23 protein-coding genes and 1 tRNA gene are annotated in these 25,287 nt (G+C 46.1%); 9 read left to right on the top strand and 15 right to left on the bottom strand.

Annotated elements, in window-relative coordinates; genetic code table 11:
• Positions 1 to 34: 34 nt before the first annotated feature.
• Both rpoD and VT06_RS02685 read left to right on the top strand, forming a co-directional pair.
• A complete protein-coding gene (gene rpoD / locus VT06_RS02690; protein WP_046552707.1) occupies positions 35 to 1,876 on the top strand; it encodes an RNA polymerase sigma factor RpoD in 1,842 nt (613 codons plus the stop codon).
• A 193-nt stretch (positions 1,877 to 2,069) separates the two neighbouring features.
• Positions 2,070 to 2,146: transfer RNA gene (locus VT06_RS02685), tRNA-Ile, on the top strand.
• 48 nt (positions 2,147 to 2,194) lie between these two features.
• On the opposite strand, the gene VT06_RS02680 is transcribed toward VT06_RS02685, so the two are convergent.
• Genes VT06_RS02680 through VT06_RS02670 form a run of 3 tightly spaced genes read right to left on the bottom strand, consistent with a single transcriptional unit; the run spans position 2,195 to position 4,484 of the window.
• Positions 2,195 to 3,559: an MBL fold metallo-hydrolase gene (locus VT06_RS02680; RefSeq protein ID WP_046552706.1), complete on the bottom strand. Its 1,365-nt coding sequence runs from the start codon at positions 3,557 to 3,559 to the stop codon at positions 2,195 to 2,197.
• Between the two features lie 42 nt (positions 3,560 to 3,601).
• The gene (locus VT06_RS02675; protein ID WP_046552705.1) at positions 3,602 to 4,033 is read right to left on the bottom strand and encodes a DUF6691 family protein; all 432 of its coding nucleotides are present in this window, start codon (positions 4,031 to 4,033) and stop codon (positions 3,602 to 3,604) included.
• 22 nt (positions 4,034 to 4,055) lie between these two features.
• Positions 4,056 to 4,484, bottom strand: coding sequence for a YeeE/YedE family protein (locus VT06_RS02670; RefSeq protein WP_046552704.1), 429 nt, complete (start codon positions 4,482 to 4,484; stop codon positions 4,056 to 4,058).
• A 475-nt stretch (positions 4,485 to 4,959) separates the two neighbouring features.
• Here VT06_RS02670 and VT06_RS02665 point away from each other — a divergent pair, with 475 nt between their 5' ends.
• Positions 4,960 to 5,625, top strand: a complete 666-nt coding sequence (locus VT06_RS02665; RefSeq protein ID WP_046552703.1) for a peptidoglycan recognition family protein — start codon at positions 4,960 to 4,962, stop codon at positions 5,623 to 5,625.
• Positions 5,626 to 5,635: 10 nt separating this feature from the next.
• On the opposite strand, the gene VT06_RS02660 is transcribed toward VT06_RS02665, so the two are convergent.
• Positions 5,636 to 6,307, bottom strand: a complete 672-nt coding sequence (locus tag VT06_RS02660; RefSeq protein WP_082122424.1) for an alternative oxidase — start codon at positions 6,305 to 6,307, stop codon at positions 5,636 to 5,638.
• A 143-nt stretch (positions 6,308 to 6,450) separates the two neighbouring features.
• Positions 6,451 to 7,911 carry an aminoacyl-histidine dipeptidase gene (locus VT06_RS02655; protein WP_046552702.1) on the bottom strand — a complete coding sequence of 487 codons (1,461 nt, stop codon included), beginning with the start codon at positions 7,909 to 7,911 and terminating at the stop codon, positions 6,451 to 6,453.
• 720 nt (positions 7,912 to 8,631) lie between these two features.
• On the opposite strand from VT06_RS02655, the gene VT06_RS02650 reads away from it, so the two are divergent.
• Complete coding sequence (locus VT06_RS02650; RefSeq protein ID WP_046552764.1) at positions 8,632 to 9,732, top strand: DUF2891 domain-containing protein; 1,101 nt, start codon at positions 8,632 to 8,634, stop codon at positions 9,730 to 9,732.
• A gap of 9 nt (positions 9,733 to 9,741) precedes the next feature.
• Positions 9,742 to 10,350 carry a DUF502 domain-containing protein gene (locus tag VT06_RS02645; RefSeq protein ID WP_046552701.1) on the top strand — a complete coding sequence of 203 codons (609 nt, stop codon included), beginning with the start codon at positions 9,742 to 9,744 and terminating at the stop codon, positions 10,348 to 10,350.
• A 36-nt stretch (positions 10,351 to 10,386) separates the two neighbouring features.
• On the opposite strand, the gene VT06_RS02640 is transcribed toward VT06_RS02645, so the two are convergent.
• Complete coding sequence (locus tag VT06_RS02640) at positions 10,387 to 11,010, bottom strand: LysE family translocator (RefSeq protein ID WP_046552700.1); 624 nt, start codon at positions 11,008 to 11,010, stop codon at positions 10,387 to 10,389.
• A 278-nt stretch (positions 11,011 to 11,288) separates the two neighbouring features.
• Between VT06_RS02640 and VT06_RS02635 the strand changes: the two genes are divergently transcribed.
• The gene (locus tag VT06_RS02635) at positions 11,289 to 13,163 is read left to right on the top strand and encodes a hypothetical protein (protein ID WP_046552699.1); all 1,875 of its coding nucleotides are present in this window, start codon (positions 11,289 to 11,291) and stop codon (positions 13,161 to 13,163) included.
• A gap of 350 nt (positions 13,164 to 13,513) precedes the next feature.
• Here VT06_RS02635 and VT06_RS02630 read toward each other — a convergent pair whose 3' ends face one another.
• The gene (locus VT06_RS02630; RefSeq protein WP_046552698.1) at positions 13,514 to 13,831 is read right to left on the bottom strand and encodes a PIN domain-containing protein; all 318 of its coding nucleotides are present in this window, start codon (positions 13,829 to 13,831) and stop codon (positions 13,514 to 13,516) included.
• Positions 13,832 to 14,167: 336 nt separating this feature from the next.
• Here VT06_RS02630 and VT06_RS02625 point away from each other — a divergent pair, with 336 nt between their 5' ends.
• The gene (locus tag VT06_RS02625) at positions 14,168 to 15,088 is read left to right on the top strand and encodes a DMT family transporter (protein ID WP_046552697.1); all 921 of its coding nucleotides are present in this window, start codon (positions 14,168 to 14,170) and stop codon (positions 15,086 to 15,088) included.
• Positions 15,089 to 15,143: 55 nt separating this feature from the next.
• Here VT06_RS02625 and VT06_RS02620 read toward each other — a convergent pair whose 3' ends face one another.
• The 4 genes from VT06_RS02620 to VT06_RS02605 all read right to left on the bottom strand — a co-directional run bounded on the left by VT06_RS02620 (position 15,144) and on the right by VT06_RS02605 (position 20,769).
• A complete protein-coding gene (locus VT06_RS02620; RefSeq protein WP_046552696.1) occupies positions 15,144 to 15,974 on the bottom strand; it encodes a DNA ligase in 831 nt (276 codons plus the stop codon).
• A gap of 101 nt (positions 15,975 to 16,075) precedes the next feature.
• Positions 16,076 to 16,765 (bottom strand): monofunctional biosynthetic peptidoglycan transglycosylase, encoded by a 690-nt coding sequence (gene mtgA / locus VT06_RS02615; protein WP_046552695.1) that lies wholly within the window; start codon positions 16,763 to 16,765, stop codon positions 16,076 to 16,078.
• A gap of 88 nt (positions 16,766 to 16,853) precedes the next feature.
• A complete protein-coding gene (locus tag VT06_RS02610) occupies positions 16,854 to 18,131 on the bottom strand; it encodes an O-acetylhomoserine aminocarboxypropyltransferase/cysteine synthase family protein (RefSeq protein ID WP_046552694.1) in 1,278 nt (425 codons plus the stop codon).
• A gap of 307 nt (positions 18,132 to 18,438) precedes the next feature.
• Positions 18,439 to 20,769 carry an exonuclease domain-containing protein gene (locus VT06_RS02605; protein WP_235357335.1) on the bottom strand — a complete coding sequence of 777 codons (2,331 nt, stop codon included), beginning with the start codon at positions 20,767 to 20,769 and terminating at the stop codon, positions 18,439 to 18,441.
• 59 nt (positions 20,770 to 20,828) lie between these two features.
• Between VT06_RS02605 and VT06_RS02600 the strand changes: the two genes are divergently transcribed.
• Entirely contained in the window at positions 20,829 to 21,011 is a 183-nt protein-coding gene (locus VT06_RS02600) for a hypothetical protein (RefSeq protein ID WP_046552763.1), read from the top strand.
• 63 nt (positions 21,012 to 21,074) lie between these two features.
• Here the strand turns inward: VT06_RS02600 and VT06_RS02595 are convergent, their stop codons facing one another.
• A complete protein-coding gene (locus tag VT06_RS02595; RefSeq protein WP_046552692.1) occupies positions 21,075 to 21,896 on the bottom strand; it encodes a zinc-dependent peptidase in 822 nt (273 codons plus the stop codon).
• A gap of 102 nt (positions 21,897 to 21,998) precedes the next feature.
• On the opposite strand from VT06_RS02595, the gene VT06_RS02590 reads away from it, so the two are divergent.
• A complete protein-coding gene (locus VT06_RS02590; protein WP_046552691.1) occupies positions 21,999 to 22,481 on the top strand; it encodes a TerB family tellurite resistance protein in 483 nt (160 codons plus the stop codon).
• Positions 22,482 to 22,529: 48 nt separating this feature from the next.
• Here VT06_RS02590 and VT06_RS02585 read toward each other — a convergent pair whose 3' ends face one another.
• From VT06_RS02585 to VT06_RS02575, 3 genes are all read right to left on the bottom strand, one after another.
• On the bottom strand, positions 22,530 to 22,850 hold the full coding sequence (locus tag VT06_RS02585) for a hypothetical protein (protein ID WP_046552690.1): 321 nt from the start codon (positions 22,848 to 22,850) through the stop codon (positions 22,530 to 22,532).
• Between the two features lie 149 nt (positions 22,851 to 22,999).
• Entirely contained in the window at positions 23,000 to 24,181 is a 1,182-nt protein-coding gene (locus tag VT06_RS02580; RefSeq protein ID WP_046552689.1) for an ABC transporter permease, read from the bottom strand.
• A complete protein-coding gene (locus VT06_RS02575) occupies positions 24,178 to 25,107 on the bottom strand; it encodes an ABC transporter ATP-binding protein (RefSeq protein WP_046552688.1) in 930 nt (309 codons plus the stop codon). The genes VT06_RS02580 and VT06_RS02575 overlap by 4 nt, the downstream gene beginning before the upstream one ends.
• Positions 25,108 to 25,287: the final 180 nt, after the last annotated feature.

Genomic DNA, 25,287 nt, shown 5'->3' with positions numbered 1-25,287 from the left:
TATATTAATCAATATTGGTGGAAGATAAGTCTCTATGGAGCAAAGTCCTCAGTCGCAGTTAAAACTCCTGATCATTAAAGGTAAAGAGCAAGGTTATCTTACTTTTGCCGAAGTTAACGATCACCTTCCACAAGACATTATCGACTCTGATCAAATCGAAGATATCATTCGAATGATCAACGATATGGGTATTCAGGTGTTTGAAAGCGCCCCTGACGCCGATGATCTGATAATGTCTGACGCATCTACAGATGAAGACGCTGCCGAAGAAGCCGCTCAGGCGCTGGTTAGTGTCGATAAAGAACTGGGTCGCACCACCGATCCGGTTCGAATGTACATGCGTGAAATGGGTACCGTCGAGCTATTAACCCGTGAAGGCGAAATAGTCATTGCCAAACGGATTGAAGAAGGCATTAACCAGGTTCAAACCTCGGTTGCCGAGTATCCGGAAGCCATTACCTATTTGCTCGAGCAATGGGACAAATTTGAAGCCGAAGAAATTCGCTTAAGCGATATTGTATCGGCTTTTATTGATCCGAACGAAATTGACGAAGCACCGGTTATTGCCAGTCACATTGGTTCTGACGTTCCTGCCGATAAGCAGGACGACGACAGTGACGACAACGATGATGACGACGATTCTGACAGTGAGGAGGTTGATACCGGCCCGGATCCGGAAGAAGCGCGTATTAAATTTGGTGAATTGCGTACTCAATACGATGTTACCCGCCATTCTATCGAGAAAAATGGCCGCGAGCACGCGACGACCAAAGCTGAAATTGAAAAACTAAGTGAAGTATTCCGCTGCTTCCGGCTGGTTCCAAAGCAATTCGATCGCCTGGTTAAAAACATGCGCGAAATGATGGACCGGGTACGGATACAAGAACGACTGCTAATGAAGCATTGCGTTGAATACGCAAAAATGCCGAAGAAAACCTTTGTTAAAGCGTTTACCGGCAACGAAACCTCATTCGCCTGGATCGACGCCGAAATAAAAGCCGGCAAAGGCTATGCCGCACGCTTGCAGGAAATGCGTGACGATCTCGTTCGCAGTGTTGAAAAACTGAAAAAAGTAGAAGAAGAGACCGGTTTAAGTATCTCTAAAATTAAAGATATTAACCGTCGTATGTCGATAGGTGAAGCTAAGGCACGTCGCGCTAAAAAAGAAATGGTTGAGGCTAACCTACGCTTAGTTATCTCTATCGCCAAAAAGTATACCAATCGCGGTTTACAATTCCTCGACCTAATTCAGGAAGGCAATATCGGCCTGATGAAAGCGGTTGATAAATTTGAATATCGCCGTGGTTATAAGTTTTCAACTTATGCTACCTGGTGGATCCGTCAAGCTATTACCCGGTCCATTGCCGATCAGGCCCGCACTATTCGAATTCCGGTGCACATGATTGAAACCATTAACAAGCTAAACCGTATTTCGCGGCAGATGCTGCAAGAAATGGGACGCGAGCCAACACCTGAAGAATTGTCTGAGCGCATGCAAATGCCAGAAGACAAAATTCGCAAAGTGTTAAAAATTGCCAAAGAGCCTATTTCTATGGAAACTCCGATTGGCGATGATGAAGACTCGCACCTGGGTGACTTTATTGAAGATGCCGGTGGTGAATCACCACTTGACTCGGCCACCATGGAAAGCCTGAAAAATGCCACTAACGAAGTGCTGGCTGGCTTAACAGCTCGCGAAGCTAAAGTACTGCGCATGCGCTTTGGTATTGATATGAATACCGACCATACGCTGGAAGAGGTAGGCAAGCAATTTGACGTAACCCGCGAGCGGATCCGCCAAATTGAAGCTAAGGCGCTGCGTAAACTGCGTCACCCTTCGCGTTCTGAAGTATTAAAAAGCTTCCTAGACGAGTAAACCACTCGCTAAACGTATTAGCAAAAGGCACCGCAAGGTGCCTTTTTTGTTTTAACGGCTAAAAATTAGGCAGTTAACCCTACTGATACCGATAAGCAAGATGACAAAGCCGCTAAAACTTCTTATACTGCACGCCGCTGTTTACACCTTATGGTTATAAAACAGCGAATAGCACACGTTAAAAGTTTCACATGGCCCCATAGCTCAGTTGGTTAGAGCGCTCGACTCATAATCGATCGGTCGCTGGTTCGAGTCCAGCTGGGGCCACCATTTCAAGCTGCTTTTACTTAAACAGTACGCTTTTCCGGACCAGCCTGTTTACTCCACAGCAAAACCGAGCGCTTTCCAGGCTTTCATACCGCCCAACAGATTCCGCACATCCTGAAAGCCCGCTCTTAATAAAATGCTTACACCCACGCCAGCTCTATGACCCACCCCGCAGGTAACGACCACTGGCCGCGTTTTATCTAGGGGTAGCTCGCTAAGTTGATTGGGCAAGTATCCAACGTAACAATGTATCGCGTTGGGTATGTGACCACTGTCAAATTCATCAATCTCACGAACATCTAGCACCTGAGGCTTTTCATCCATACCCTTTAATGCCGATGGGGAAATCACGCCACTTTGCTGTAGTTCTCGCCCAGCATCTCGCCAGGTTTCAAATCCACCGGACAATGCACCTCGCACGTTATCCAAACCAATATTACTTAAATAACGTACAGCGGAGTCAACATCTTCATCTCTATCCGTCACTAAATAGATAATATTATCGGCATCGGCGAACCATCCACCGAATACGGGTAACCCACCATGCCATATACTGTAACTGTCCGGTATGTGGCTACCTGCATAAGCCTCTGGCAAGCGCGTATCGTAAATACGCTCGTTTTCAGCGCTTTTGGCAAAGTCGTCCACGTTAAGTAAGCCTGCATCACCGTTTCTAAGCTTGGGGGCAACACCACCTTTTAAATTAATCTTTTCCATCTGCCGAAAATAAGGGGGTCTTGGAATGCGTTCTCCGCCTTTCTTTTCAGCAAAATCCTGCCGCGAAAGCGTAAATACGTCGTTATAGGTTTTCTCGTCTCCAAGGGTTGACCACGGACGTTTAGCCATTCCGCTGCCACATACTGAGCCTGAACCGTGTGCAGGAAGTATCAATGCGGTATCGCCCAGACCAGCTAGTTTATTATGTACTGAATCATAAATATGACCCGCATTTTCTACAGATTTATCATCATCCGGCAAATCTGAACGGCCAGTGTCACCGAAAAATAAAGTATCGCCAGTAAAAATAGCCCACGCAACCTCAGCGTTATCATCTTCATAAACTGCGTAACAGGTACTCTCTGGGGTATGGCCGGGAGTATGAAGTGCACGAACTAATAGCTTGCCAACCCGAAAGGTATCGCCATCCTCTAACCTGACATCGCCATGACCAAAAGTTTCATAATTTCCGTTAAATATCTTGGCGCCTGCACGCTTAGCTAACCACGCCGAACCCATGACAAAATCTTCGTGACGATGGGTTTCCACTATATGGGTGATTCGGACTCCCATACCACGCGCTGCATCCAGATACGGTTGTACATGACGGCTAGGGTCGACCAACATCGCTTCGCTACCATCTGCCAGCAACCATGCGTAGTGAGCAATACCGGGCGTTTCAATTCGTTGAAGTTTCATTGCCAATGACTCCTTGTTAGGGTTGGTATGGTGGATCTAATTTCAGCCGTCTGGAGCCAAAACTCTTGCACTGAACCAGTGTTGAATCAACATGCCAATTAACATCGCGATGATAAACAGCAAAACATCTGGCTGCAGAGTGGCCGCGGCTACGATACTTGGCCCGGGGCAAAACCCCCCGATGCCCCAGCCGATACCAAAAGTACTGGCACCAAAAATTAACTTTGCGTCAATCGTCCTATTTACTGGAATATCGAATTTGTCTGTAAAAAGAGGGGCGTGGCGTTTGCGTACCCAATAAAACCCCGGCAAAGCCACAGCGATTGCGCCGCCCATCACCAGGGCTAGTGTTGCATCCCAGCGATGGCCCCAGTCGAGAAAGTTTAATACCCGTGCCGGATTGCTCATCCCCGATACGATCAGACCAAGTCCGAATATAAAGCCACATAACAACGACATTGTAAGTGTTTTCATAAGGGTTCTCCTGTGCTTACATTCAGAAATATCGTATCGCATTGGTAGTTAATACCGCCGCACCGAAAAATACCAAAGTAGCGACTACTGAGCGGGGGGATAAACGAGCTATTCCCGCTACGCCGTGACCAGATGTACATCCGCTGCCGAGACGCGTGCCAAATCCAACCATTAAACCCGCCACCCCCATCCATAAAGAGCTTAACTGCATTTGCACCGGGAACGGGCCTGAAAACAACGTATAAAGGATGGGCGCTAAGAGCAATCCGGCTAAAAATGCGAAACGCCAATGCTGGTCGAAATGTCGCTTGGTCATGGCCCCGGCGACGATCCCCGAAACGCCTGCAATACGGCCGATAGATAACAACAGCAGCACAACAGCGATGCCTATAAGTAGGCCTCCTGCCAAGCCAGTCCAGGGCTCAAAAGGTGTGCTAGTCCATGTATTCATTTTCACCTCCAACAAATGTCGATCGCAAAATCGTATGTGAACTGATATGGGCGACAAACCAGCTTTTCAGTTAATTACCATCACTATGCAAAATTAGTACCCTACCCTAACATGACGCGAGCAAAACTTTCTTCAAAGTAGCGTGGTCATTAGGCACTGAAGAACTAGGCGCTACCTTGCAGCATCGTAACCATCTAAAATACTGTTAAATAAGATAAAGATTGAATTTTCGAAACTTGAGGTTTGTGTTCAGATTATCTGGCCCTGGTTAATTTTTCGACAAATAATTGTCTGCCTCCTTAATGACCATAGACAGAAAGTGGGGATGGCTAAGATAAATCTTCCACTAGGCACGGTAATATTTACAAAGTTAAAATGATTACTCTTTTGTCTTATAAGCAGCGACAGCATTTCCATGTTATAAACGCTTCAGCACGAATTCCACCGAGCATTATGGTCACAAGGAATATTTATAATGAAAAAACTACTATTATGTTTGCTGGGATTAATCTCGCCTTTATATGCTGGGGACAGCATGCCTGACGATTTAGTGATTATTCAAAAGCCGATTATTTTTGATGAGAAGCGTAAGGCTTTAACCTTGCAGTATATGCAACAGCGCTATGGCATGGTGCAGGACGAGCCTGTTATTGAACCAAAGATGGTGGTGGTGCACTGGACAGTTATTCCGACTTTTGAGCAAACCTTTGCCGCGTTTAACCCGCCGGAGTTGCCCGCTGCGCGCGATGGCATTCGGGCCGGTGGTAATTTAAATGTATCCAGCCAGTTTGTGATTGACCGGGACGGCACCGTTTACCAGTTAATGCCGGAAACCACCATGGCCCGCCATACTATTGGCCTTAATTACACCGCCATTGGTATTGAAAATATTGCTGACGGCAATAGCCTACCAATGACCGAGGCGCAATTAGCCGCTAATACCAAGCTGATTACTTATTTAGCGGGCAAGTATCCGATAGAGCATGTGCTGGGTCACAGCGAGTACCACAGGTTTCGGGATACCGACTGGTGGAAAGAGACTAACCCCAACTATTTTACTGAAAAGAATGACCCGGATATTGTGTTTATGCAACGGCTGCGCAGCAGCCTTAGCGCACTGTCGCTTAAGCCACTACCCTAGGGGCTTGGCGCTAATTATTTGCCAACTGATTAGCAAAATCGTGATTGACATCGCGATGGCCAGCTTCATCGGCCCGCACAACAATAATAACGTCGCGCAGGCGGGCATCGGCCGGCAGCTGCCAGTAATCGATAGCGACTTGCGGTGCCGGAATGTTGTCAAGGGCGCCGCTGTCAACTTCCTGCAGATAACAGCTGTAACTGTATACGGCTTCTTCTTCGAAGTAGCCAACTAGACGGTGCGCTGTTTTCGCCGAAATAATATATAGCAGTAAAAAACCACTAAAAAACAAACCTTGAGCTAATAAAATCAGCAACCGCTCAAACCAATTTGGTTTGGCAATTTCGATAAAGGTCATTAGGTGCATTCGCTCATTTTCCGCTTCATCGAGCAAAGTGCGGATCCAGCCATTATCGTCTTCCAACCGGCGTAAGCTACGCATATGACGCAACATACCGGCAACCATTCCAGGCACCCCAGCCACCGTCTCTAAAATAACTGCCCGATGACCATAGCGTTTAGCAAAAAAGGTATCGGCGCAAAAGCGTAGCATTTTAGTCAGGCGAAAAGCGATACGATCAGAAATATTGGCAGGCGTGTGGTGTGAGGCTAACGGATCATCGGTACTGTTGGCGCTATTGCTGGCGTTAACGTTTTTAGTATTGTTGTCAGGTGCAGACATCGGTAGCTCCCTTAGTAAAAAGAATGGTTTCCACGATGGCAGCGCTATGCTTAACCCTGGCTGATTATGGCCATTTACCTATTGGCAAATGACCTGGTTCACCCGTTCCATAAACGGGGTTATTGCAAAGATGCTTAGCATATTCAGCTTTTAGGTGGAATACGCTCCAGTACAGCCACCAACAGTTGCCAGTACTGCCCAACGGTTTTAATATTTACCATTTCATCTGGTCCGTGTGGATAACGAATAGTGGGGCCAATAGACACCATGTCCATTTCGGGATACGGCTTTTTAAATAAGCCGCATTCCAGACCCGCATGAATCACCATCACCACCGGCTGTTTCTGATAAATATCCAGATAGGTATCATTCACAATTTTCATTACTGCTGAGCTGGGATCAGGCTTCCAGCCAGGATAAGCACCACTGAAACTGACGTCTGCCCCGGCCAGTGTCGCTAGCGACGCTAACATAGTCTCGACATGTTCACGGCCAGAATCAATTAACGAGCGAATTAAACACAGCACCTGCACCTTATCGCCTTGTGTACTGATAACACCCATATTAAGCGAGGTTTCGGTCACTCCCGGCACATCGTCACTCATGCGCATTACGCCATTCGGGCAGCTATGCAGCAAATTTAATAACGTTTGTTGGCTGGCGCTTGTCATCACCTGGGCGGGCAAGCTGATGTTGCTCAGGCTGAGCTTAATCGCCGGTTCAATTATGGCCAGTTCTTGTTGAAGCAGTTGCTGAAAACTCAACAACTTCTGCTGTAACAAATCAAGCTTATCAGAGGGTAAACAAAGGCTTACCGACGCTTCCCGCGGAATAGCATTACGCAATGAACCACCGGATAACTCGCTTAGTTGCAATTGTAACTCGGTGGCCTCTGCCACTAAAAAACGGGCCAGCAGTTTATTAGCGTTACCGCGGCCTAAATGAATATTTACCCCGGAATGACCACCTTTTAAGCCGCTTAAGCTAAGCTTTACTGCCTGGAAATTAGCAGGTACCGGCTGCCAGCTAACGGCTACGCTGAATTCGGCGTCGACCCCGCCGGCACAACCCATATAAATTTCACCTTCTTGCTCAGAGTCGGTGTTAATTAATATTTCGGCTTCCAGCATACCCGGTGCTAAACCAAAGGCACCGGTCATGCCTGCTTCTTCGTCAATAGTTAACAACACTTCCAGCGGGCCATGCTTGAGCTCAGTACTGCCTAAAACGGCCAGTGCTGAGGCCATGCCAATGCCATTATCTGCACCCAGCGTAGTGCCGTTGGCGGTTACCCAGTCACCGTCAACATAGGCTTCAATAGGGTCTTTAGTAAAGTCGTGCTCTTTGTCGGCATTCTTTTGTGGCACCATATCTAAATGCGCCTGAATAACCACCGGTTTACGGTTTTCCATACCAGCTGTGGCCGGCTTTTTAATAATCAGGTTACCAACATTGTCTTCAACTACACTAAAGCCTTTATCCCTGGCCCAACCCTGAATATGCTGGCTTAATGCTTGTTCATGTTTTGATGGGTGCGGAATAGCACAAATTTGTTCAAACCATTGCCATAATGGTTGCGGATATAGCGCACTTAAAGCAGCCACAAATACTCCTGATAAATTGGTTAGCAACACGAAAATATGCGTTAGTTTAGCATAAGCTAACTGCAGAGTTGAGCCACACCATGGCTACTGAAAACTTAAAGACCCGAAACGTTAGCCGGGTTGTAAAGCTCTGCTGCCAGCAGATCAGGGCAGCTTTAGTTGAAAGACAATACGGATAACCACAAACTCGGCGGGTTTCACCGGGGCAAAGCCTAACAAAATGACCAATTGCTGCTTGCTCATGTCCAGTTGCGACATAGTATCACCCAAACCACAACGGACATAAAAAGTCTCTGTTGGCTTAGCCCCTTGCATAGCACCAGCAAACTATAATCAGCTAGCAACGCTAATACAATCTGATAAAACCGGCTGATTAACGGGTCCGCTTTCAGCACAGCCAACAAATGCAGCAATACTGGTCGGCACGGCTATTACAGGGTTGGGGCTAGCCGGTATTGCATTACTATAAACGCCGGATCGGGTGAAATTTGCCATGTTATTCGTTCCGCAGTTGGCTACCAAAGACGGCAGCCGAAGTTAATGGCGACAACGCTAAAGGTAGTCAGTAATAATTATGATTGCCATAATACTGCTGCTAAATGCACGCTATATTAACGGGCACGGTTTAAACGCAGCAAAAGTTTGGCACAGACAATAATGCGGAATTGGTTTAATCTGCCGGTAATAAGTGCAATATCCTTTTTATATAGGGCTCGTATTATGAAAATAAGCGCTTTTATCAGTAGCATGTTGTTGCTTACCGCTAGTCAGGTAAGTATGGCGAACGGTCCACCAGTTAACCCGGCAAGTAAAGCACCACATGTTATTGACTTGGCCGAGGCCAATAAGCTGGTTACGCTGCCGCTGCACTGTGTAGAAACGGCTTACCCATACAAAACGGGCGTGGTACTGGCCAGTGCTGCCGATTTGCAAGAGCCATCGGTACTACATCCCATTTTTTATGGTTGCTTCGACTGGCACAGTGCCGTGCACGGCTACTGGTCAATGGTGAGCTTGCTGCGTCAATTTCCACAACTGACACAGTCCGCAGAAATAAAAACCGTACTGCAACGAAATTTAACGGCTGAAAAAGTGGCGCAGGAAGTGGATTTTTTCAGCAAAGCCATTAATGCCTCGTTCGAGCGCACCTATGGCTGGGCCTGGTTACTGAAACTGTCTGACGAGCTGCATGCCTGGCAAGACCCCATGGCAAAAGAATTGGCAGCAAATTTACAGCCACTGGCCGATATTATTGTTACGCGCTATATTAATTTTTTACCCCGCTTGCTATACCCGGTGCGGGTTGGCGAGCACACCAACACCGCTTTTGGTTTAAGTTTTGCCTACGATTATGCGGTTAACCGCAACCACATTCAGCTGCAGCAATTAATTACCCAGCGGGCGAAAGACTATTTTCTGCAGGATAAAAACTGCCCGATAAATTGGGAGCCCAGCGGCTACGATTTTATCTCACCATGTTTGGAAGAAATTGGCCTGATGCAACGTATTTTGCCCCAAGAGCAGTTTTTACCCTGGTTAAACCGTTTTATGCCAGAACTGGCCAGCCCGGCATACCAGCTGGCGGTGGGTAAAGTGAGCGACCGCACTGATGGTAAACTAGTACACCTGGATGGCTTAAATTTTAGCCGAGCCTGGAACTTATATGCGTTAGCCAGGCAGTATCCGCAGTACAACCATCTGCGTAATGTTGCTGATCAACACATGGCCCACTCTTACCCCAACCTTATTGGCGACAGCTACGAAGGTGGCCATTGGCTGGGCAGCTTTGCCATTCAGGCGTTAAACAGTGCTAAACCATAAAGGATATCTGTGAAAATTATTTTTAAAAGTTTACTGAAAGGCCTAGCCATTATTCTACCGCTGGTTATAACCATCGAGCTATTGCGCTGGCTGCTGCATACCGTTGAAACCGTATTAACACCCGTATTAAAATTGGTGCTGCCCGCCCAGTGGTATCTGCCAGGCATGGCAATACTAGGCTTTGTAATAGTATGCATTACTATTGGCTACAGCTCGCGCTGGCCAAGTTTTAATTGGCTGTGGCAATTGCCTGGCAAAATTTTGATGAAACTCCCCGGCACCAAACAGGTGTATGGCATGCTGCAGGATATTATCGACGTAATGTCGGGTAAAAATTTTACTGATGGCTCAGTAGTCATGGTTAAGCTGCCGTCGTCAGAAATTGAGCTAATTGGTATTGTTACTAAGCAGGGTGGACAACCACACGATCGCATGTCATCGCTAATGCAAGCGGAGCAACTGGCGGTATTTATTCCCATGGCTTATAACGTTGGCGGTTATACCATTATCGTGCCGCGCAGCTGCACCAGAAACATCGAGATGAAACCCGCCGAAGCATTGCAACTGGTGTTAAGCGGTGGTTTAGGCAGTGCCAAAGCACCGGGAAAAAGCGGGTAAAGGGTGGTATAAGCACGTAAGACCATTCTTGCACGGTTAACCCAGCAACATCCACAATGCCACGCCAAACATCAGGCTGGCGCCGATACGGTTTAAATACTGTACCCTGTTAGCCCGGGTTAAAAACAGCGCCAGTGCTTTGCCACCGCTGGCATACATTAGCATTGATAAAAACTCCAGCAACAGAATAATGCTGATAAGCACCACTAACTGCGGCCAGAATGCCAATTGGCTATCAATAAAAGGCGGCAACAGTGCCATATGAAAGGCCCAGCCTTTCGGGTTCGATACCGCCGTAATAAAGCCTTGACTAAACAGTGTACGCCGGGACATTTGCTGTGGTACCAACCCGGCAACTGGTATTGCCAGTCTGCCCTTAGCCCGCCACATTTGCAGGCCAATAAAAGCCAGATAACCAGCACCAACAATTTTAAACCACTGAAACACGCTCGGAAACTGCAGCATTAACGCCGCCACGCCCAGCACGGCTAAAATTGCCACCAGCGCCACACCGAGCATTTCGCCCCACATCATCCAAAACGTTCGGCGTACGCCCTGGCTCATGCCCAATGTCATCGCCAGCGTCATACACATACCCGGCGTAACCGACACAAATAAAAATGTTGGAATAAACGCGCCCATTAAAGCCAAATTAACCATAACCACCCCAACAACATAATGGCGCTATTCTCTCTGGTTGTTCAGCGCTCAGCAAGAGGCTTAAGCAGAGATACGGAGTATCGTTAGAAAAATTCCAATTCTCTTAATAATAAAAAATCTGAATTGCACGCACCAGTGCTTAGTTATTACCCAAAGTTGCGCAAAAAATGGATATGCTCTAGATTGGGTACTCAATATAATTAAAAAAACATCAAGAACTTCAGAGACTTTTGAATAATGAAGCTCTTCGTCTGTTAAAAAAAAGAAAGAGAGGTCTTATGAAGCTGAATCATATTTTATCTACATTAAACCAAGTTGAAAAATCTAAATTCATTACCGGTCTGGATAAGCTTTGTTCCTCAGCAGATCCGGCCTCTGATGCCATTACCAAAACACTGAAAAAAGTAAATCAACAGATCAAAGATGCGTCAGGTAGTGATATTACTCAATTGTTCCATGCAGTCGCATCAGAGTATAAAGGGGCAGTGCGAGAAAAGCTGGCACTCTGCGATGCTTCAATGGCATTGATGGTCAATATCCTTAGCCGCGATGGCAATGGCATTGCACGGATATCCTGGATTGAGCAACTTTACGCCCGAGAGTGGGATACCTTAAACAGTCTTGCAACTCAAATTAAGCAAGATATCGAAGATACCGATGCTGAAGATTATAGCCATATTCATCGTTTGGAAATTTTCCGTGACTGCCTGAATGTCGCCTTCATAAACGATGAAAAGATTAATCGCCAGGCGAACATAACCGACGATGAGCGTGGCATTTTAAACAAATTAGCTCACCATCTGAAAATTTCACCGGATGAAGTAGTAGCTATTGAACACCTGTCAGATCCAATAAAAGCTGGAAAACACACCGTCGATAGTTGTCTGCAAGAACTTCGTGATATGGGCGTGATATTTATTAATCGAAAAAGTGCTGAAGTCCTAATTCCTGACGAAGTCGTCGCGGTTCTTAACCAAATTCAAGGAAAAGAGTTAGCAGATAAACACTTATTAAGGATCATGAGAGTGCTGTCTGATGCAGAGTTATCAAATATTCTTAAAAGTTATGGTAAACGGATCCGCGGTGTCAGTCGCGGTGACAAAATCAGCACTATTTTGCACTCAGGGATCGCCGTTAGAGAAATGCTGTCGCGCGACCTTTATGACGAATCAGATAATCAAAACAAGCGCAAAGAGCGGTTAAAATTACTAATTACCGACTTGGAGATAGAAGCTGAGAGAATTGGCTCTACTTTGGACGAACGCATCGATGTGATATTTGAAAGCCTTAACAGCGCGAGTGACGGCGAGTTTGATGCTATTAGTGCAGCTGGTTACAAGGAAATGTTTGACTCCATTCAGCAAAACTTTAAAGGAGTGGATTCTGCCGGTAATCCCGAATCACTGACTCAACGGATTAGAATAGAGTTTGAGTTAGAGGAAAACGATGAAGTCACTGTTGAGCGGTTGCGAGCATTCAGTATTACTCCGCTAGATATACTGTATCTGCTTAATAATGATGAAGTAAAAGAGCTGCGTGACATTTTAAAGCTATCAAAAAAGGGCAACCCCAGATTTAACATTCTTCAAGCGTTCGCCAATGTGAATGATAAACTGATAGAAAACTATGAAGCGCTGGCTAAACGTGACTTTCTGGCTTTGAAATCCGTTGGTATTGAAATAGCCGAAGCTGACATAGGTATGAAATTTGAGGAGGCGACTAAGTCGATACTTGAGCAACTCGATCTTGTTATAGATGAGGAATTGCGAAAAAATATTAACACCGCTAAAGATAAAACAGACATCATAATTTCAATCAGTGATGACGACATCATTATCGGTGAAGCGAAAACCTGCAAAAATGGCGACTTCGCCAAGTATTCCACCACGTCAAGGCAAATAAAAGCTTATGTAAACCGCTGTGAGAATCAGGGAAAGCGAGTAGCACAGGTATTAATTATCGCGCCAAGCTTCTCGCAGGACTTTATCGAATCAGCAGAGATGGACACCGAAGTAAATATCTCGCTGTTAACAGCTGAAGGTTTAAAGCAAATTTACCATGCATTTAAAGCCAAGCGCCGCCCCAATTTTTCAGCACGGCTGCTAACTAAGGGTGGATTGCTAAAAGCTGAGCTGATTGCTAAAAGTATTTAATTTTCACATAAGTGTGCAATTAAGGAAGTCATGTGGCAATAGCTTGGAGTAAACGGAAGTACTGGCGGCTGAAGGGACTTGCTAACTTCATCGCTGTTTTTCTGATCGTTATTGCCACTTACTGGTATTGTTAAAAAATACCCAGCTGCTGGGTTGGCTACGATATTTTTTGTCATACAGTTGAAACGTCAACTTTCATTCTAAAATATGCAGGCTTGTAGACGATATAAGCATCGCAGGTCTGACACCACAAGGTTAGTCATTTTTTTAATTGTCTATTCGGCAATATTAGGTGTTTTAATCTGAATAGAAAAACTGCTACTCAGTCTCTTAGATCACCCAAATCTGTATTATCCGTACCAGTTATCTACAACCAAGCCTGCGATACGAGAGAACTCTTTAGTATTGCGTGTTACCAGTATTGCTCCTGCCGCTATACGAGCGGCTTTGGCTTCAAACGGTATAACCTGAATAACCTTTAATAGTTCAGTTAACTGATCGCGGCGTTTAGCCGGGGCCAACGATTTGGCAATACCGGTTTCCAGTTCATACAATGCCACTGCTGGTAGCAAAATGTCGCCAGGAGCTTGCATCATCAGCTTTTGCTCAACGTTGCCCATACCCTTAAAAAAGTAGATCAGCGTGTTGGTATCTAGCGCGAACTTCATAGCGGCTCTCGCGGAATGTCTTTACCTAGTTCAGATCGTATTTCCTCCTGCTCAGGAAATACTTGCCAACTGCCAGCCATTTACTGTGGCGTGTTGTTGCCGCAATTGTTATAGGAGAGGAATGATGTCGGGCAATACCGTAACGGGTGTATCGTAATGTTTAAAGCGGGAGGCACAGTTAAACGCCAGCTGCATAGCATGGATGCGCGTGTAAGCAGCAGCTGGCTTGCCCGACGTTAGTTGCAAAGCTGATAAATATTGAATTTTGCTACTAGCTGAAAATGTCCGATCACCGTATCATCTGCCAACATTTAGCCGCCGCTGCCAGCACACGTTATGCAAAACACCCTGCTTTACCTTATTACTGTACTCATTTGGGGCTCTACCTGGTTTGCTATTGAATTTCAGTTAGGTGAAGTTGCGGTTGAAGTATCCTTGCTATATCGCTTTGCTATAGCTGCCGCACTAATGTGGTTATTTTGCTGGTTCCGTAAGCTAAATATGCACTTTAGCCTTCGCCAGCATGGTTTTATTCTGTTGCTGGCTACCCTGAATTTCGCCGTCAACTTTCTATTTATTTATCAGGCACAACAATATCTTAGCTCGGCCATGACAGCCATTGCCTTTACCACCATGTTGCTCATGAACATTATTAACACCCGGCTGTTTTTTGGCAAGCCAATAGCTAAGCGTATTTATGTTGGTGCAATGATGGGCATTGTCGGAATAGTAGTATTGTTCTACCCTGATTTGGACGGTTTCGACCTGACTAACACCAGCCTGCTAGGCTTACTGCTAATTTTATCAGGCGCGCTTTCCGCTTCGTTTGGCAATATGGTTAGTGTGCGTAACTCTCGTGAAAATATGCCCATTATGCAAGTAAATGCCTGGGGCATGCTGTATGGCAGTGTCGTGCTATTTTTCGCAGTATTGCTAAAAGGGCAAAGTTTTACTTTTAGTACCGAGCCCAGTTATATTTTTTCACTTTTGTATCTTGCCATATTTGGCTCGGTTATCGCTTTTGCCAGCTACTTTGCTTTACTAAAACGCATTGGCCCGGAAAAAGCCAGTTACACTATCGTATTATTCCCATTAATAGCGGTAGTGCTAAGCACCCTGTTTGAAGGCTTTGTCTGGACCGGCCACACCTTTGCCGGCTTCGCCCTGGTATTGGCCGGCAATGCGCTGGTGTTAACGCCCTTTGCCAGAATTAAAGCGCTGCTATTAAGCCGTCGTCAGCCACAACCTATCGTTTAAGACACTACAGGCGCTAAGCATTTTTTCATTAACAATTGGATCTGCCCCCAAGGTTTTAATACGGTTCCCGCACCCGAAGAAAGCGGGCAAAACGGGGTAAGCCGTTTTTAGTCAGGCCGTTATATCTATAGGTAATTACTGCGCCAATTTCTGGTGGTGTTTGGCGCAATTCATCAGTTAAACCACTGCCAATCGCAAACGTTTTATTTTCAGATGTTTTTACAATTAAAGCGCCCACCATCCCCAGATACTTACCTTTGCCTGGTCGATAACCAACAACTTCTGCTTCGGTGTCTTGATAGGTTTTCAGTTTTAGTAAATCGCGGCTTCTGCCGGTTTTATATAAAGCGTCTTGATGATGCAGCATTAAGCCTTCAGCGCCGACGTTTTCAAGCTCATTAAGTTTAGCCAGCAGTTGCACACTATCCGCAATACGAAACTGCGGCACAATCTGTAAATAAGGGCTGTTGTGTTGTCGTATAATGGCTTGCATAGCACTAATGCGCTCGGTAAATGTACCGGCGGCATGTGTTAATTCGAATAGGTAATAACGAATTTGCTGCCATTCACTGTCAGCAGCCCGATGTTTACTGACAATACTTAAGGTAGCTGCAAATTTATTACGGCCAAGCCACAGCTCGCCATCTAATTCTTGTGCTGGAAAATTGGCAACAAACCAAGCAGGCGCGGTAATAACATTGCCACCGCGGCTAATTAACTGCTTACCATTCCAAAACGCCCGCACCCCATCCAGCTTTTCACTAACCCAGTATTGCTGCACATCAATATGTTTATGATAAACCTCGGCCAATAATAAATCGGGTTTCGCTGCAGCAGATAACGAGCAATAGCAGATTAAAAACAAGATTATTAACAATTTAATCATAATTTAGCATCTTTTTGTTTAAAACAAAAAGTATAGCGAGTAATACTGCTGCGACAAGCTGATGACCACAGATTAGTTTGGATCAGAGCTTCAAGGTTACATTAATTTAGGATGGGTGCTAAATAGCCCGGCCCGAGTTGCCGCATTTGCCGTTCAACCCAGGTTACCCGTTGGCTAAGGTATGGGGTTAACTGGCGGGGGTCACGTTTACGGGGAGCTGGCAGCAGCACGGCAAGCCGCGCGGCTTCGTTAATAGTCAGGTGGCGTGCCGATTTAGCAAAATAATGCTGGCTTGCCGCTTCTACGCCGTAAATCCCTTTACCCAATTCAGCGACGTTTACATACACTTCTAAAATGCGTTTTTTACCCCAAATTACTTCAAGGCTTAGCGCTAACGCAGCTTCCAACCCTTTACGAATAAAGCTCTGCCCAGGCCACAGCAAAAGGTTTTTGGCTGTTTGCTGGCTGATGGTACTGGCACCGCGCAAACCACGGCCATCGTCGTATTGTTCAAGGGCTTCACTGATAGCAGCAAAATCGACCCCATGGTGATCTACAAAGCGCTGATCTTCTGAGGCCACCATGGCCAGCGGCACATGTGCGGGCAGCTTATCAATGCTTATCCAGTGCTGGCTAACCGGATAAGGGCTTTGTAGCATAAATGACGAAGTTGGAGGCGGTACAAACCGCAGCACCAATAGTAGCGCTAGTATCAATAGCAGCAGGCATAGCGCAGACCGCCATAATACCAACCATGCCCAGCCTACAAAACCACGTTTATCCTGCACCATTTTTGTCTCTTGTTTATTTTAACCAGCCGCTAAGCTTTGCGGCTGACGTCGTGCAAGAGTATAAGATATTGAACCACAAAACCAAACGCTATTGATCACCAGCAACCGTTAACGCTTGTTGTAAATCAGCCAGTAGATCATCAATATGTTCAATACCAATAGATAGACGCACCATGTCAGCCGATACCCCTGCCGCCGCTAATTCTGTATCGTTCAGCTGGCGGTGGGTTGTAGCGGCAGGAATAGCAGAACAACTTTTAGCATCACCAATATTGACCAGTCGTAGGATCAACTGCAATGCATCATAAAAGCGGGCAGCGGCTTCGCAGCCACCATTAATACCAAAACTAAGAATACCCGACGCCTGCCCTTGCATATATTTTTGTGCTAATACATGGTCTTTATGCTGTGGTAAACCGGCGTAATTCACCCAGCCAACTTGTGGTTGTTGCAAAAGCCAGTTAGCCACTGCCAGGGTGTTCTGATTAATGCGCTCAATACGTAACGCCAGTGTCTCCAGGCCCTGTAATAAGTTCCAGGCTGCCTGAGCACTTAACGCCGCCCCCATATTGCGCAGCGGCACAACCCGGGCGCGGGCAATAAAAGCGGCATCACCCACATCTCGGGTATAACTAACACCATGATAAGAAACATCTGGCTCGTTTAACAGCGGAAAACGTTTTGCATGCTTAGCCCAGGGGAATTTACCGGAATCAACTATTAAGCCGCCTATGGTGGTGCCATGGCCACCGACGTATTTGGTAGCCGAATGCACAACTATATCGGCGCCCTGCTCAATAGGCCGCCATAAAAATGGCGTTGCGACAGTATTATCAACAATCAGTGGTAAACCATGACGGTGTGCCAGCTCCGCCAGTTTTTCAATATCGACAATACTGCCTGAGGGGTTGCCAATGCTTTCACAGTAAACTGCCTTGGTACGTTCATCAATAAGCTGCTCAATGGCGCTGTAATCATCTTTGTTTGCAAAGCGTACTTCAATACCCTGTCGTGGAAAAGTGTGAGCAAATAAATTGTAAGTGCCCCCATAAAGCTCGTTAATTGAAATAATATTATCGCCGGTTTCAGCAATAGTTTGAATGGCATAGGTAATAGCTGCCATGCCGGATGCCACTGCCAACGCGCCAATTCCGCCTTCCAGGGCAGCAATGCGCTGCTCCAGTACTGCACAAGTGGGGTTCATAATGCGTGAATAGATATTACCGGTCACTTTTAAATCGAACAAATCAGCAGCGTGCTGAGCACTATCAAAACTAAACGAACTGGTTTGATGAATAGGTACCGCCACCGAGTTTTGATTATCCGGCTTGTAGCCATGGTGCAGTGCTATGGTTTCTCGTTTCATTACCGATCCTCAAGAAGAAATAAGCTTTATCAAAGCATAGCCTTAAAACCCTGTCAATCTAAATGTCTAGACGTCTAAAACAAACAGCGCTAAGTAACCATCTTTAGGTCTGGCCAGTTTACGTATTAGCTCACCTGGCACCAGCGGTGATTTTGCAAACCATTTTGAAATTAACATTAGCATGTGCCTGGCCTACCCGTTTTGCCAGCATTTTGCGCTCTGCGGCCGGGGCCTTCTTTAAGTACGCTGAGCGATATTGCTCTAACGCTGCCTGGCAACTTAATAAGTATTGCAAGCAAAAAAGTGGCTAAAGCTCAGCGTCATCGGTTTTATGCGGCACCGCTATACAGCGTCTGCTATTAATCATCTTCAACAACTCCACCGTGGCAGTAGCATCATCTAGCGCGCGGTGGTGGTTGGTAAGGTTAATGTCAAATTCGCGGCATAAGTTACCCAGGCTATACGATGCCAGCCCCGGATAGTAACGGCGCATATTGACTACCGTACAAAGTTGCGGCAGGTCGAGAGTAATGTCACAACGGGCCAGCTCAGCGCGAATAAAGCCGTAGTCAAACTTAACGTTATGCGCCACAAACACGGTGCCTTCTAAAAACTGCTGCAATTTTGCAGCGACTGCAGCAAATTTTGGTGCACCGGCCACCATGTTATTGCTAATACCGGTTAAACGGCTGATAAACGATGGAATATGCCGCTCAGGATTAACCAGGGTACTAAAGGTGTCTAGCACGTGCCCAGCCTGCACTTTTACCGCACCAATTTCAGTTACGCGGTCATTTACCGCTTTACCGCCAGTGGTTTCCACATCCAGCACCACATAAATACGGTTAGGGTCGACTATCCATTGCAGTTTTTCGATACGGGCGTTAAAACCGGCTTGCTTTAGCGCCAATAAACGCGCCAACTGATGACGTTGTATTTTATCGCCCGGGGCTTTTACTTCGATAAACTGCAGCTGCTGATCTTTAATAAGCAATAAATCTGGGTAGCCACTGCGATGACGGCTAAAATCTTCTGCCATCGCGCGCAGTATTTGTGCCAGTGCGCTGCTTGTTTCAGTAGATTTTGGGGCATATTGCAGCAGCGGTAACAGCTGATCAGCTAAACCGGTATGCCAGTAAAACACGCTATTCGCTTTGCCATAATGAGATGTTAGCGCGACTAGCAGCATACGAGCGGCAGTGGGCTCAAGAAGTTGCTGCAGTTTTTGCTCAATAATGTGGCTAAACTGCTGATAAAATCCACCACTGGCTAAATTTCGGGGGCGGCGCTCAAACGGGTTATGCAGTGCGCTATGTTCGTGCTCAAACAATTCATGCCAAAACCACAGGCCAAATAGTGCTAACCACAGGTTATTCTCGCCATGAAACACCGTATAGCCCTGCTGACGATAATGGGCTATTAATCCCTGTTCGGCCTTACCCAAATACAACTCATCTACCCCAACCACCGGCGCATCGTGAAGCAACTGGGTCAGTTGCGAGCGGCGCTGCGCCGTGGCGCCGTTACTGAACTTACGCTGGTAAAAATCTTCGGCAAACAACCATTCTTCATCACAGCTCGGGTCTTGCAACAGCTGTTCCAGCAACACTTTGGCCGCGTCTGGTTGCTGTTGTTGATAATATAGCCGCACTAGCCGCTCACTGGCCGGAAAACCATTACTTAATTGATAAAAGCGCATTGCCAGCACAGGCAACGTATACTGCTCGGCCAACTTACCTAACTGATAATACCGCTCGCTGCGCTTAAGTAACAGCGCCTCATCTGCAGAGGCCGGCCAGGCATTAACCGAAGCCAGCCATTGCTTTAATGCCGGTTCGGCAGTATCAGGCTGTTTTTTCAGTTGCTTAGCCAGCGCAATAATAGCCGGCTTAGTGTTAGCCAGTTGATAGGCTAACTGCGCCTGATTAAGATCAGTAAAGCGTGGCTGGAACTGCTGCTTAAATTGCCCGGCCTGACGAATGCCTAAATCACGTAAGGTGAATAACGATAAATTCGCTTCGATACGACCAAAATAAAGAAAATACAAATAGTTAAGCGTATCTTGTCGCTGCAGGGCAATGTAGCGCTGTGGCAAGGTATCAATTAACGCCAGCCAGTTAACCGGCAGCTTTAATGCGCTACCCAATAACTGCGGTTTAGTCTGACTTTTTTTAATCGCCAGCTTCGCGACATGCTCTGCCCACTCTGCTGCGGAAAACTGGCTCTTTGCCAGTTGCAGCAACTGCCACAACGTGTCTTTAGTCAAACGTAGCCAAAAATCAGCTAAATCATCTGCGTTTAGCGGTGCTACAAAGCCTGCTTCAGTTAGCTGATTCAGCACCGGCTCACTTGGGCCTATTTCGCTGTAGTTTAGCTCGGCGTCGCTAAATACCAAGCCTTTACGGTTTAGCATTCGCACCAGTAACTGCTGAGCAGAGTCGCTTAGCGCTGAATAATCGCTTATAAAGGCAGTAGCTTCAGCCGTTAGTACCGCCTTATAATGTTGGGTAACAAAACTTAGCAGCTCATTAAAATGTTGCAGGTAATACCCATTGTCCAGTTCAGGCCGCGCCATGGCGTTACTCCAATGATAAAAACGTACTATGCCAATAGCTATTGCCAGAAATTTTACAGCCACTAAAGCCCAGTGTTAAGCTACTGCAATATCGTTTAATGACCAACAAGGAATGCATTGCTATGGGTAACTTATTGACCATTTTGGTTATCTTATTTGTCAGTCTGTTTGTACTGGTTACCTTGCTGGAAAAGTTTGGTAAAAAAACGGAAGAACAAGACCTTAGTAAATTAACCCGTTGGGTTTACCCGCTTATGGCCATTATGCTCGGCGCTTATATTGTTAAATACTTTTTTATGTCTTAGCCGTTTACTGCCCAACTAGCCTAAATAGTAAACGCTTAAAGCGACCTGTACATCACACTTAACTTAGTGCCAGTTCAATGGATTTAGCCGGTAAAACTGGCTTAATTGCTGGTACAGGGCCGGGTATTGCTGATGTAATTGCTGCGGTTGCTCGAAAAATACTTCGGAGATTACTGCAAAAAACTCTGCCGGATTAGTGGCACCATAGCCATCAAGCAAACCTGTATGGCCACTGGCCGTTTGCTGTTGCAACTGGGAAAAAGCCTGCTGCATAACAGCTGACCACTGCTGATAATCACTGCTGCGGCTAAGCAGTGGTGCGCCGGTAGCCAAGCCTTTTTCCTGATCAAGCTGATGGGCAAACTCATGGATCACTACATTGCGGCCATCGTGTGGTTTAGCGGCCCCTTGCATGGCATCCTGCCAGCTGAGTACCACCTTGCCCTGCCCCCAAGACTCACCGCTTAACACGTGCCGCTGTTCGCTTACCACCCCAGCCGCGTCTGGTGCGGCGCCATGCACAATAAAAGCCGCCGGATAAATCAAAATTTGCTGTAACTTCGGATAATAGTAGTCTGGCCGGTTTAACAATAACAAACAGGCCTGGGCCGCTATAGTGACCCGCATTTCATCTGTTACCGTAATGCCATCACACCCAATAAACTGTTTTTCAGCAATAAATACCTGAATATGTTTTTTTAACTGTAATTGCAAATCGGTTGGTAACGCTCGAAAATAAGGCATGCGTTGTTTAATAATGGCGCGCCATTGTGTGGAAAATGGCTGTGCCTGCACTTTTCTGCGCTGATAACGACGCCAAGGTTCTTGCCCCAATACGATAGCAATAATCAGGCAACCTAGCAGTATTACAATCAGGATGGGCAAATTTTGGTATCCTTAGCTAGCCAGTAAAAAAATGCGGAACTGTTTGAATGGGGCTGCGTCTTAACCAAATCAAGCGGTTTTGGCCGCCACAGTGGAGTAACTATGTTTAATTTGTTTAAAAACCTATTAGAAAAATCCAGCGCTGACTGGCAAGGCAGTGGTAACACACAACATCAGTGGCGCGATGCCGGGCTAAGCGAGCAACAATACTTGGCAGTAGTACTTATGCTGCAATTATCGCATGCTGACTTTAGTAGCGAACAGCAAGAGCATCACGTTGTAATGCAATATATGCAGCAAGAGTTTGGCTTAAGCGCCACAGCAGCCGAGTCGGTGTTTAGCGCAGCGCAAACCCAAGCAAAGGATGCGACCTGCCTGCATGGCTTTACGTCTAAGCTAAAAGGCCTGCCGTATGCCGATAAGTTAAGCATACTGGATCAGTTGTGGAAAGTGGCGTTTGCCGATGGTGAACTTGAACCGAATGAAGAAGCCATGCTGCGAAAAATTGCTGATTTGATGTTTATCCGCCACAGTGATTACATTCAGAGCAAACTAGCCATTCGCCCAGAGCTAAAGGCAAACTAACAATCTATTTAATGTGATGTTGATTCGCTAACCACCATGGTTAGCGAATTATCGCTCGTCCTTGTGCAGCACTTCACCTTCAATTACCCGGCTGCCTGTCGTATTGTCTTGCTGGCGACTAGTATGTTGCTCTGCCTCAGCCCGAGCCGCTTCTGCAAACCGGCGCATTTTTTGGCGATAGCGAAATACTAAAATAGGGATAACCAGCCAGCTTATCAACAACATAAACAATAAAATTGCTGCAGCCATTACCAGCATTACACCCAAAACTAGCCACGCCAACAACCGTTGTAGCACATTACCACGCTTACGCTGGGCAAATTGTTGTTGCCAAGCGCTAGCTTGCTGACGAAAAGAAGAATTAAACATATTAACTCCAGAAAAATTCGGCACAATCATAAAGCATATTGTCCGTGCTGTCGCGAGCAGCCCCAAAATAGCAGATTAGTGCTTTTAAATCAGATGCGGCTTTTGGCATGTATTCCAGTAATTAGTTCAATAGCGGGCGATAAGCGCTACTACTCCGTTTTATTACTTAATGCCCAGCCGACAATTTGCCCCCAGCTTGGCTCTTTGCCATACATTTGCATTCCACGTAAGAATATTCTGCCGGCTAGCCGCCTTAACCAATACAAACTTGCTATTAATAACAATAAGGATAAAGCGGGCTGCCACCAAGCCAGTTCAACCATCGCCATTCTTACCGGCATAGCGGCAAAAGAGGTCAGTGGTAACCAGCTTAAAACTGTCATAGCGTTACCAGTAGGGCTGTCGATCACCAGAAAAGTAAACAACATCGGCAGCCAGGTAATCATCATTACCGCCCCTTTACCGCTGGTATTAGGGTCGTCAATTGATGCGGCAATGGCGCCCATAAAGTACGCACTTAGTAATACCCCCAACAACGCGAATGGCACCAGCCACGCCAGCACGGTACAGTTTAACCAATTGAAATCAATGCCGTTATCACTAACAAAAACACTAACCACAATATAAGACAACAACATAACCAATGCGGAGGTCAACATGGCTTTCATTGCACTTAAACTGTGGCCCAATACCTTACCATCCATCCATTGCTGTGGCGTGACAATGGCATATAACTGCTCGGTTACCCGCTGTTGTTTTTCTCCGGTAATACTCAGTAACACCTGGCCAAAAGCGGTACTCAAACCAATAAAAAGTAAAATTAGTACGGCAAGTGCGATCATTTTTTCAGGCGTGTCCTTGCCTTTAAAATTTTCATCCAGATAAGCAAATTCCAGACTAATGGGTTGCTCTAGTTGCGCCAATTGTTCGGCGGTTAAATTAAGCTCTAACGCATATTGCTGGCGGAAAAAATCGTTAAGTTCAGTTTCCAGTTGCTGCTGCCATTTTTTGGCTGCCAGCGTATGCAATACCACCTCGTTATCGGCCAGCGTAACCACTCCATGCCAGGTTTGCTGCTGTGTTAATTGAGCAAGTTGTTCGCTCAGTGCAATAGTTGGCCGTTGAAACTCAAACTGCTCGCTGTTACTGATAGTAAAATTAGCGGGTACGGCAATCCGGTAAACCGAGCGGCTTTCATCGGTAAAGTAGCTCCATAAAGCCACCGCAGCAACGACACTCATCATTAGCAAGTAAGATATCAGCTGTTGTTTCCATTTAAAAAACCGCAGAAATTCCCACTTCGCCACAATAATACTTTGCTTTGAAATCATGCCTGATCCTTACACTGATGGTTTGCCATCGCTGTTAAATATAACTGATGCAAATCAGGAGCCTGCATTTCAACTTGGCTCAATTCAAGTTGATTAAGCAACTGCTTTAAGCTGGCTGAGACGCTATGCTGTGGTGCAAGTTTTATACTAAATCGCGTGCTACTAAGCGCCTGAATATCAAGATCTGGCAGCCACTGCTGCAACTGCTCCAGCGCAACAGGTTCAGTGCAGCTAATCATCATCTGGCGCTGCAGCCCCGCTTGTTGCTTAATATCAGCTAACGTACCAGCAAGAATGATTTTGCCTTGGGCCATTAATAACATATGGTCGGCTAATTTCTCTACCATGGCCATTTGATGAGCACTTAAAATCACCGTCATGCCCTGTGCTTTTAACGCCTTTAAAAATACAACCACTTTTTCCTGATTAAGCGGGTCTAATCCGGAAAACGGTTCATCCAGGATCACCAAAGCCGGCCGGTGCAATACCGCCGCTATTAACTGAACTTTTTGTTGGTTACCTTTGGATAATTGCTTTAAATCTTCATGTCGACGCTCAGTCAGCTCAAACACTTCCAGCCAGTGTGCCATTTCTTTCAGTGCTTTTTGCTTAGTTAAACCATGCAATTGTGCCAGATATAACAAATTTTTCTCGATGCTTTTATCCGGATACAGCCCTCTGTCTTCCGGTAAGTAGCCAAGTAACCGTCGTGGCACATGATCATAATGCTGATCTTGATGGCTCACCAAAATACTACCGCTGTCGGGTAGTGTCATACCGACTAACATGCGAATAATTGATGATTTTCCTGCACCATTGGGACCAAGCAAAGCAAATATATCACCAGAGTTAATTTGAAAACTCACCTGGCTTACCGCAGCAATATTGCCGTAATCTTTACTAATAGCGGTAACAATTAACTGCACAGTCAGCTCCTTTATGCCTAATCTGGTAATTAACTTATCACTGTTAAACCTACTCGCCTATCAGCAAACTGTTACCAATTATGTAAATTGGTGTTACCAGCGCTAGAACAATGCCAACTATATTGAAAGCCAATGTCGAATCTATTTGTCGCTAAGCCAACTCCTTGCTATGGTAATTGA

Origin of the sequence: Arsukibacterium sp. MJ3, assembly GCF_000987765.1 — a bacterium.
In the GTDB taxonomy this organism is placed as follows: domain Bacteria; phylum Pseudomonadota; class Gammaproteobacteria; order Enterobacterales; family Alteromonadaceae; genus Alishewanella.
This window is presented reverse-complemented; position numbering and strand designations above follow the sequence as displayed.

Excerpts from the sequence above, each read along its gene's own strand:
- VT06_RS02625 (WP_046552697.1), top strand. The coding sequence starts at position 14,168 with ATGCAAAACACCCTGCTTTACCTTATTACTGTACTCATTTGGGGCTCT.
- VT06_RS02635 (WP_046552699.1), top strand. The coding sequence starts at position 11,289 with ATGAAGCTGAATCATATTTTATCTACATTAAACCAAGTTGAAAAATCT.
- rpoD (WP_046552707.1), top strand. The coding sequence starts at position 35 with ATGGAGCAAAGTCCTCAGTCGCAGTTAAAACTCCTGATCATTAAAGGT.
- VT06_RS02630 (WP_046552698.1), bottom strand. The coding sequence starts at position 13,831 with ATGAAGTTCGCGCTAGATACCAACACGCTGATCTACTTTTTTAAGGGT.
- VT06_RS02585 (WP_046552690.1), bottom strand. The coding sequence starts at position 22,850 with ATGTTTAATTCTTCTTTTCGTCAGCAAGCTAGCGCTTGGCAACAACAA.
- VT06_RS02680 (WP_046552706.1), bottom strand. The coding sequence starts at position 3,559 with ATGAAACTTCAACGAATTGAAACGCCCGGTATTGCTCACTACGCATGG.
- VT06_RS02640 (WP_046552700.1), bottom strand. The coding sequence starts at position 11,010 with ATGGTTAATTTGGCTTTAATGGGCGCGTTTATTCCAACATTTTTATTT.
- VT06_RS02610 (WP_046552694.1), bottom strand. The coding sequence starts at position 18,131 with ATGAAACGAGAAACCATAGCACTGCACCATGGCTACAAGCCGGATAAT.
- VT06_RS02665 (WP_046552703.1), top strand. The coding sequence starts at position 4,960 with ATGAAAAAACTACTATTATGTTTGCTGGGATTAATCTCGCCTTTATAT.
- VT06_RS02650 (WP_046552764.1), top strand. The coding sequence starts at position 8,632 with ATGAAAATAAGCGCTTTTATCAGTAGCATGTTGTTGCTTACCGCTAGT.
- VT06_RS02620 (WP_046552696.1), bottom strand. The coding sequence starts at position 15,974 with ATGATTAAATTGTTAATAATCTTGTTTTTAATCTGCTATTGCTCGTTA.
- VT06_RS02675 (WP_046552705.1), bottom strand. The coding sequence starts at position 4,033 with ATGAAAACACTTACAATGTCGTTGTTATGTGGCTTTATATTCGGACTT.
- VT06_RS02660 (WP_082122424.1), bottom strand. The coding sequence starts at position 6,307 with ATGTCTGCACCTGACAACAATACTAAAAACGTTAACGCCAGCAATAGC.
- VT06_RS02670 (WP_046552704.1), bottom strand. The coding sequence starts at position 4,484 with ATGAATACATGGACTAGCACACCTTTTGAGCCCTGGACTGGCTTGGCA.
- mtgA (WP_046552695.1), bottom strand. The coding sequence starts at position 16,765 with ATGGTGCAGGATAAACGTGGTTTTGTAGGCTGGGCATGGTTGGTATTA.
- VT06_RS02590 (WP_046552691.1), top strand. The coding sequence starts at position 21,999 with ATGTTTAATTTGTTTAAAAACCTATTAGAAAAATCCAGCGCTGACTGG.
- VT06_RS02600 (WP_046552763.1), top strand. The coding sequence starts at position 20,829 with ATGGGTAACTTATTGACCATTTTGGTTATCTTATTTGTCAGTCTGTTT.
- VT06_RS02580 (WP_046552689.1), bottom strand. The coding sequence starts at position 24,181 with ATGATTTCAAAGCAAAGTATTATTGTGGCGAAGTGGGAATTTCTGCGG.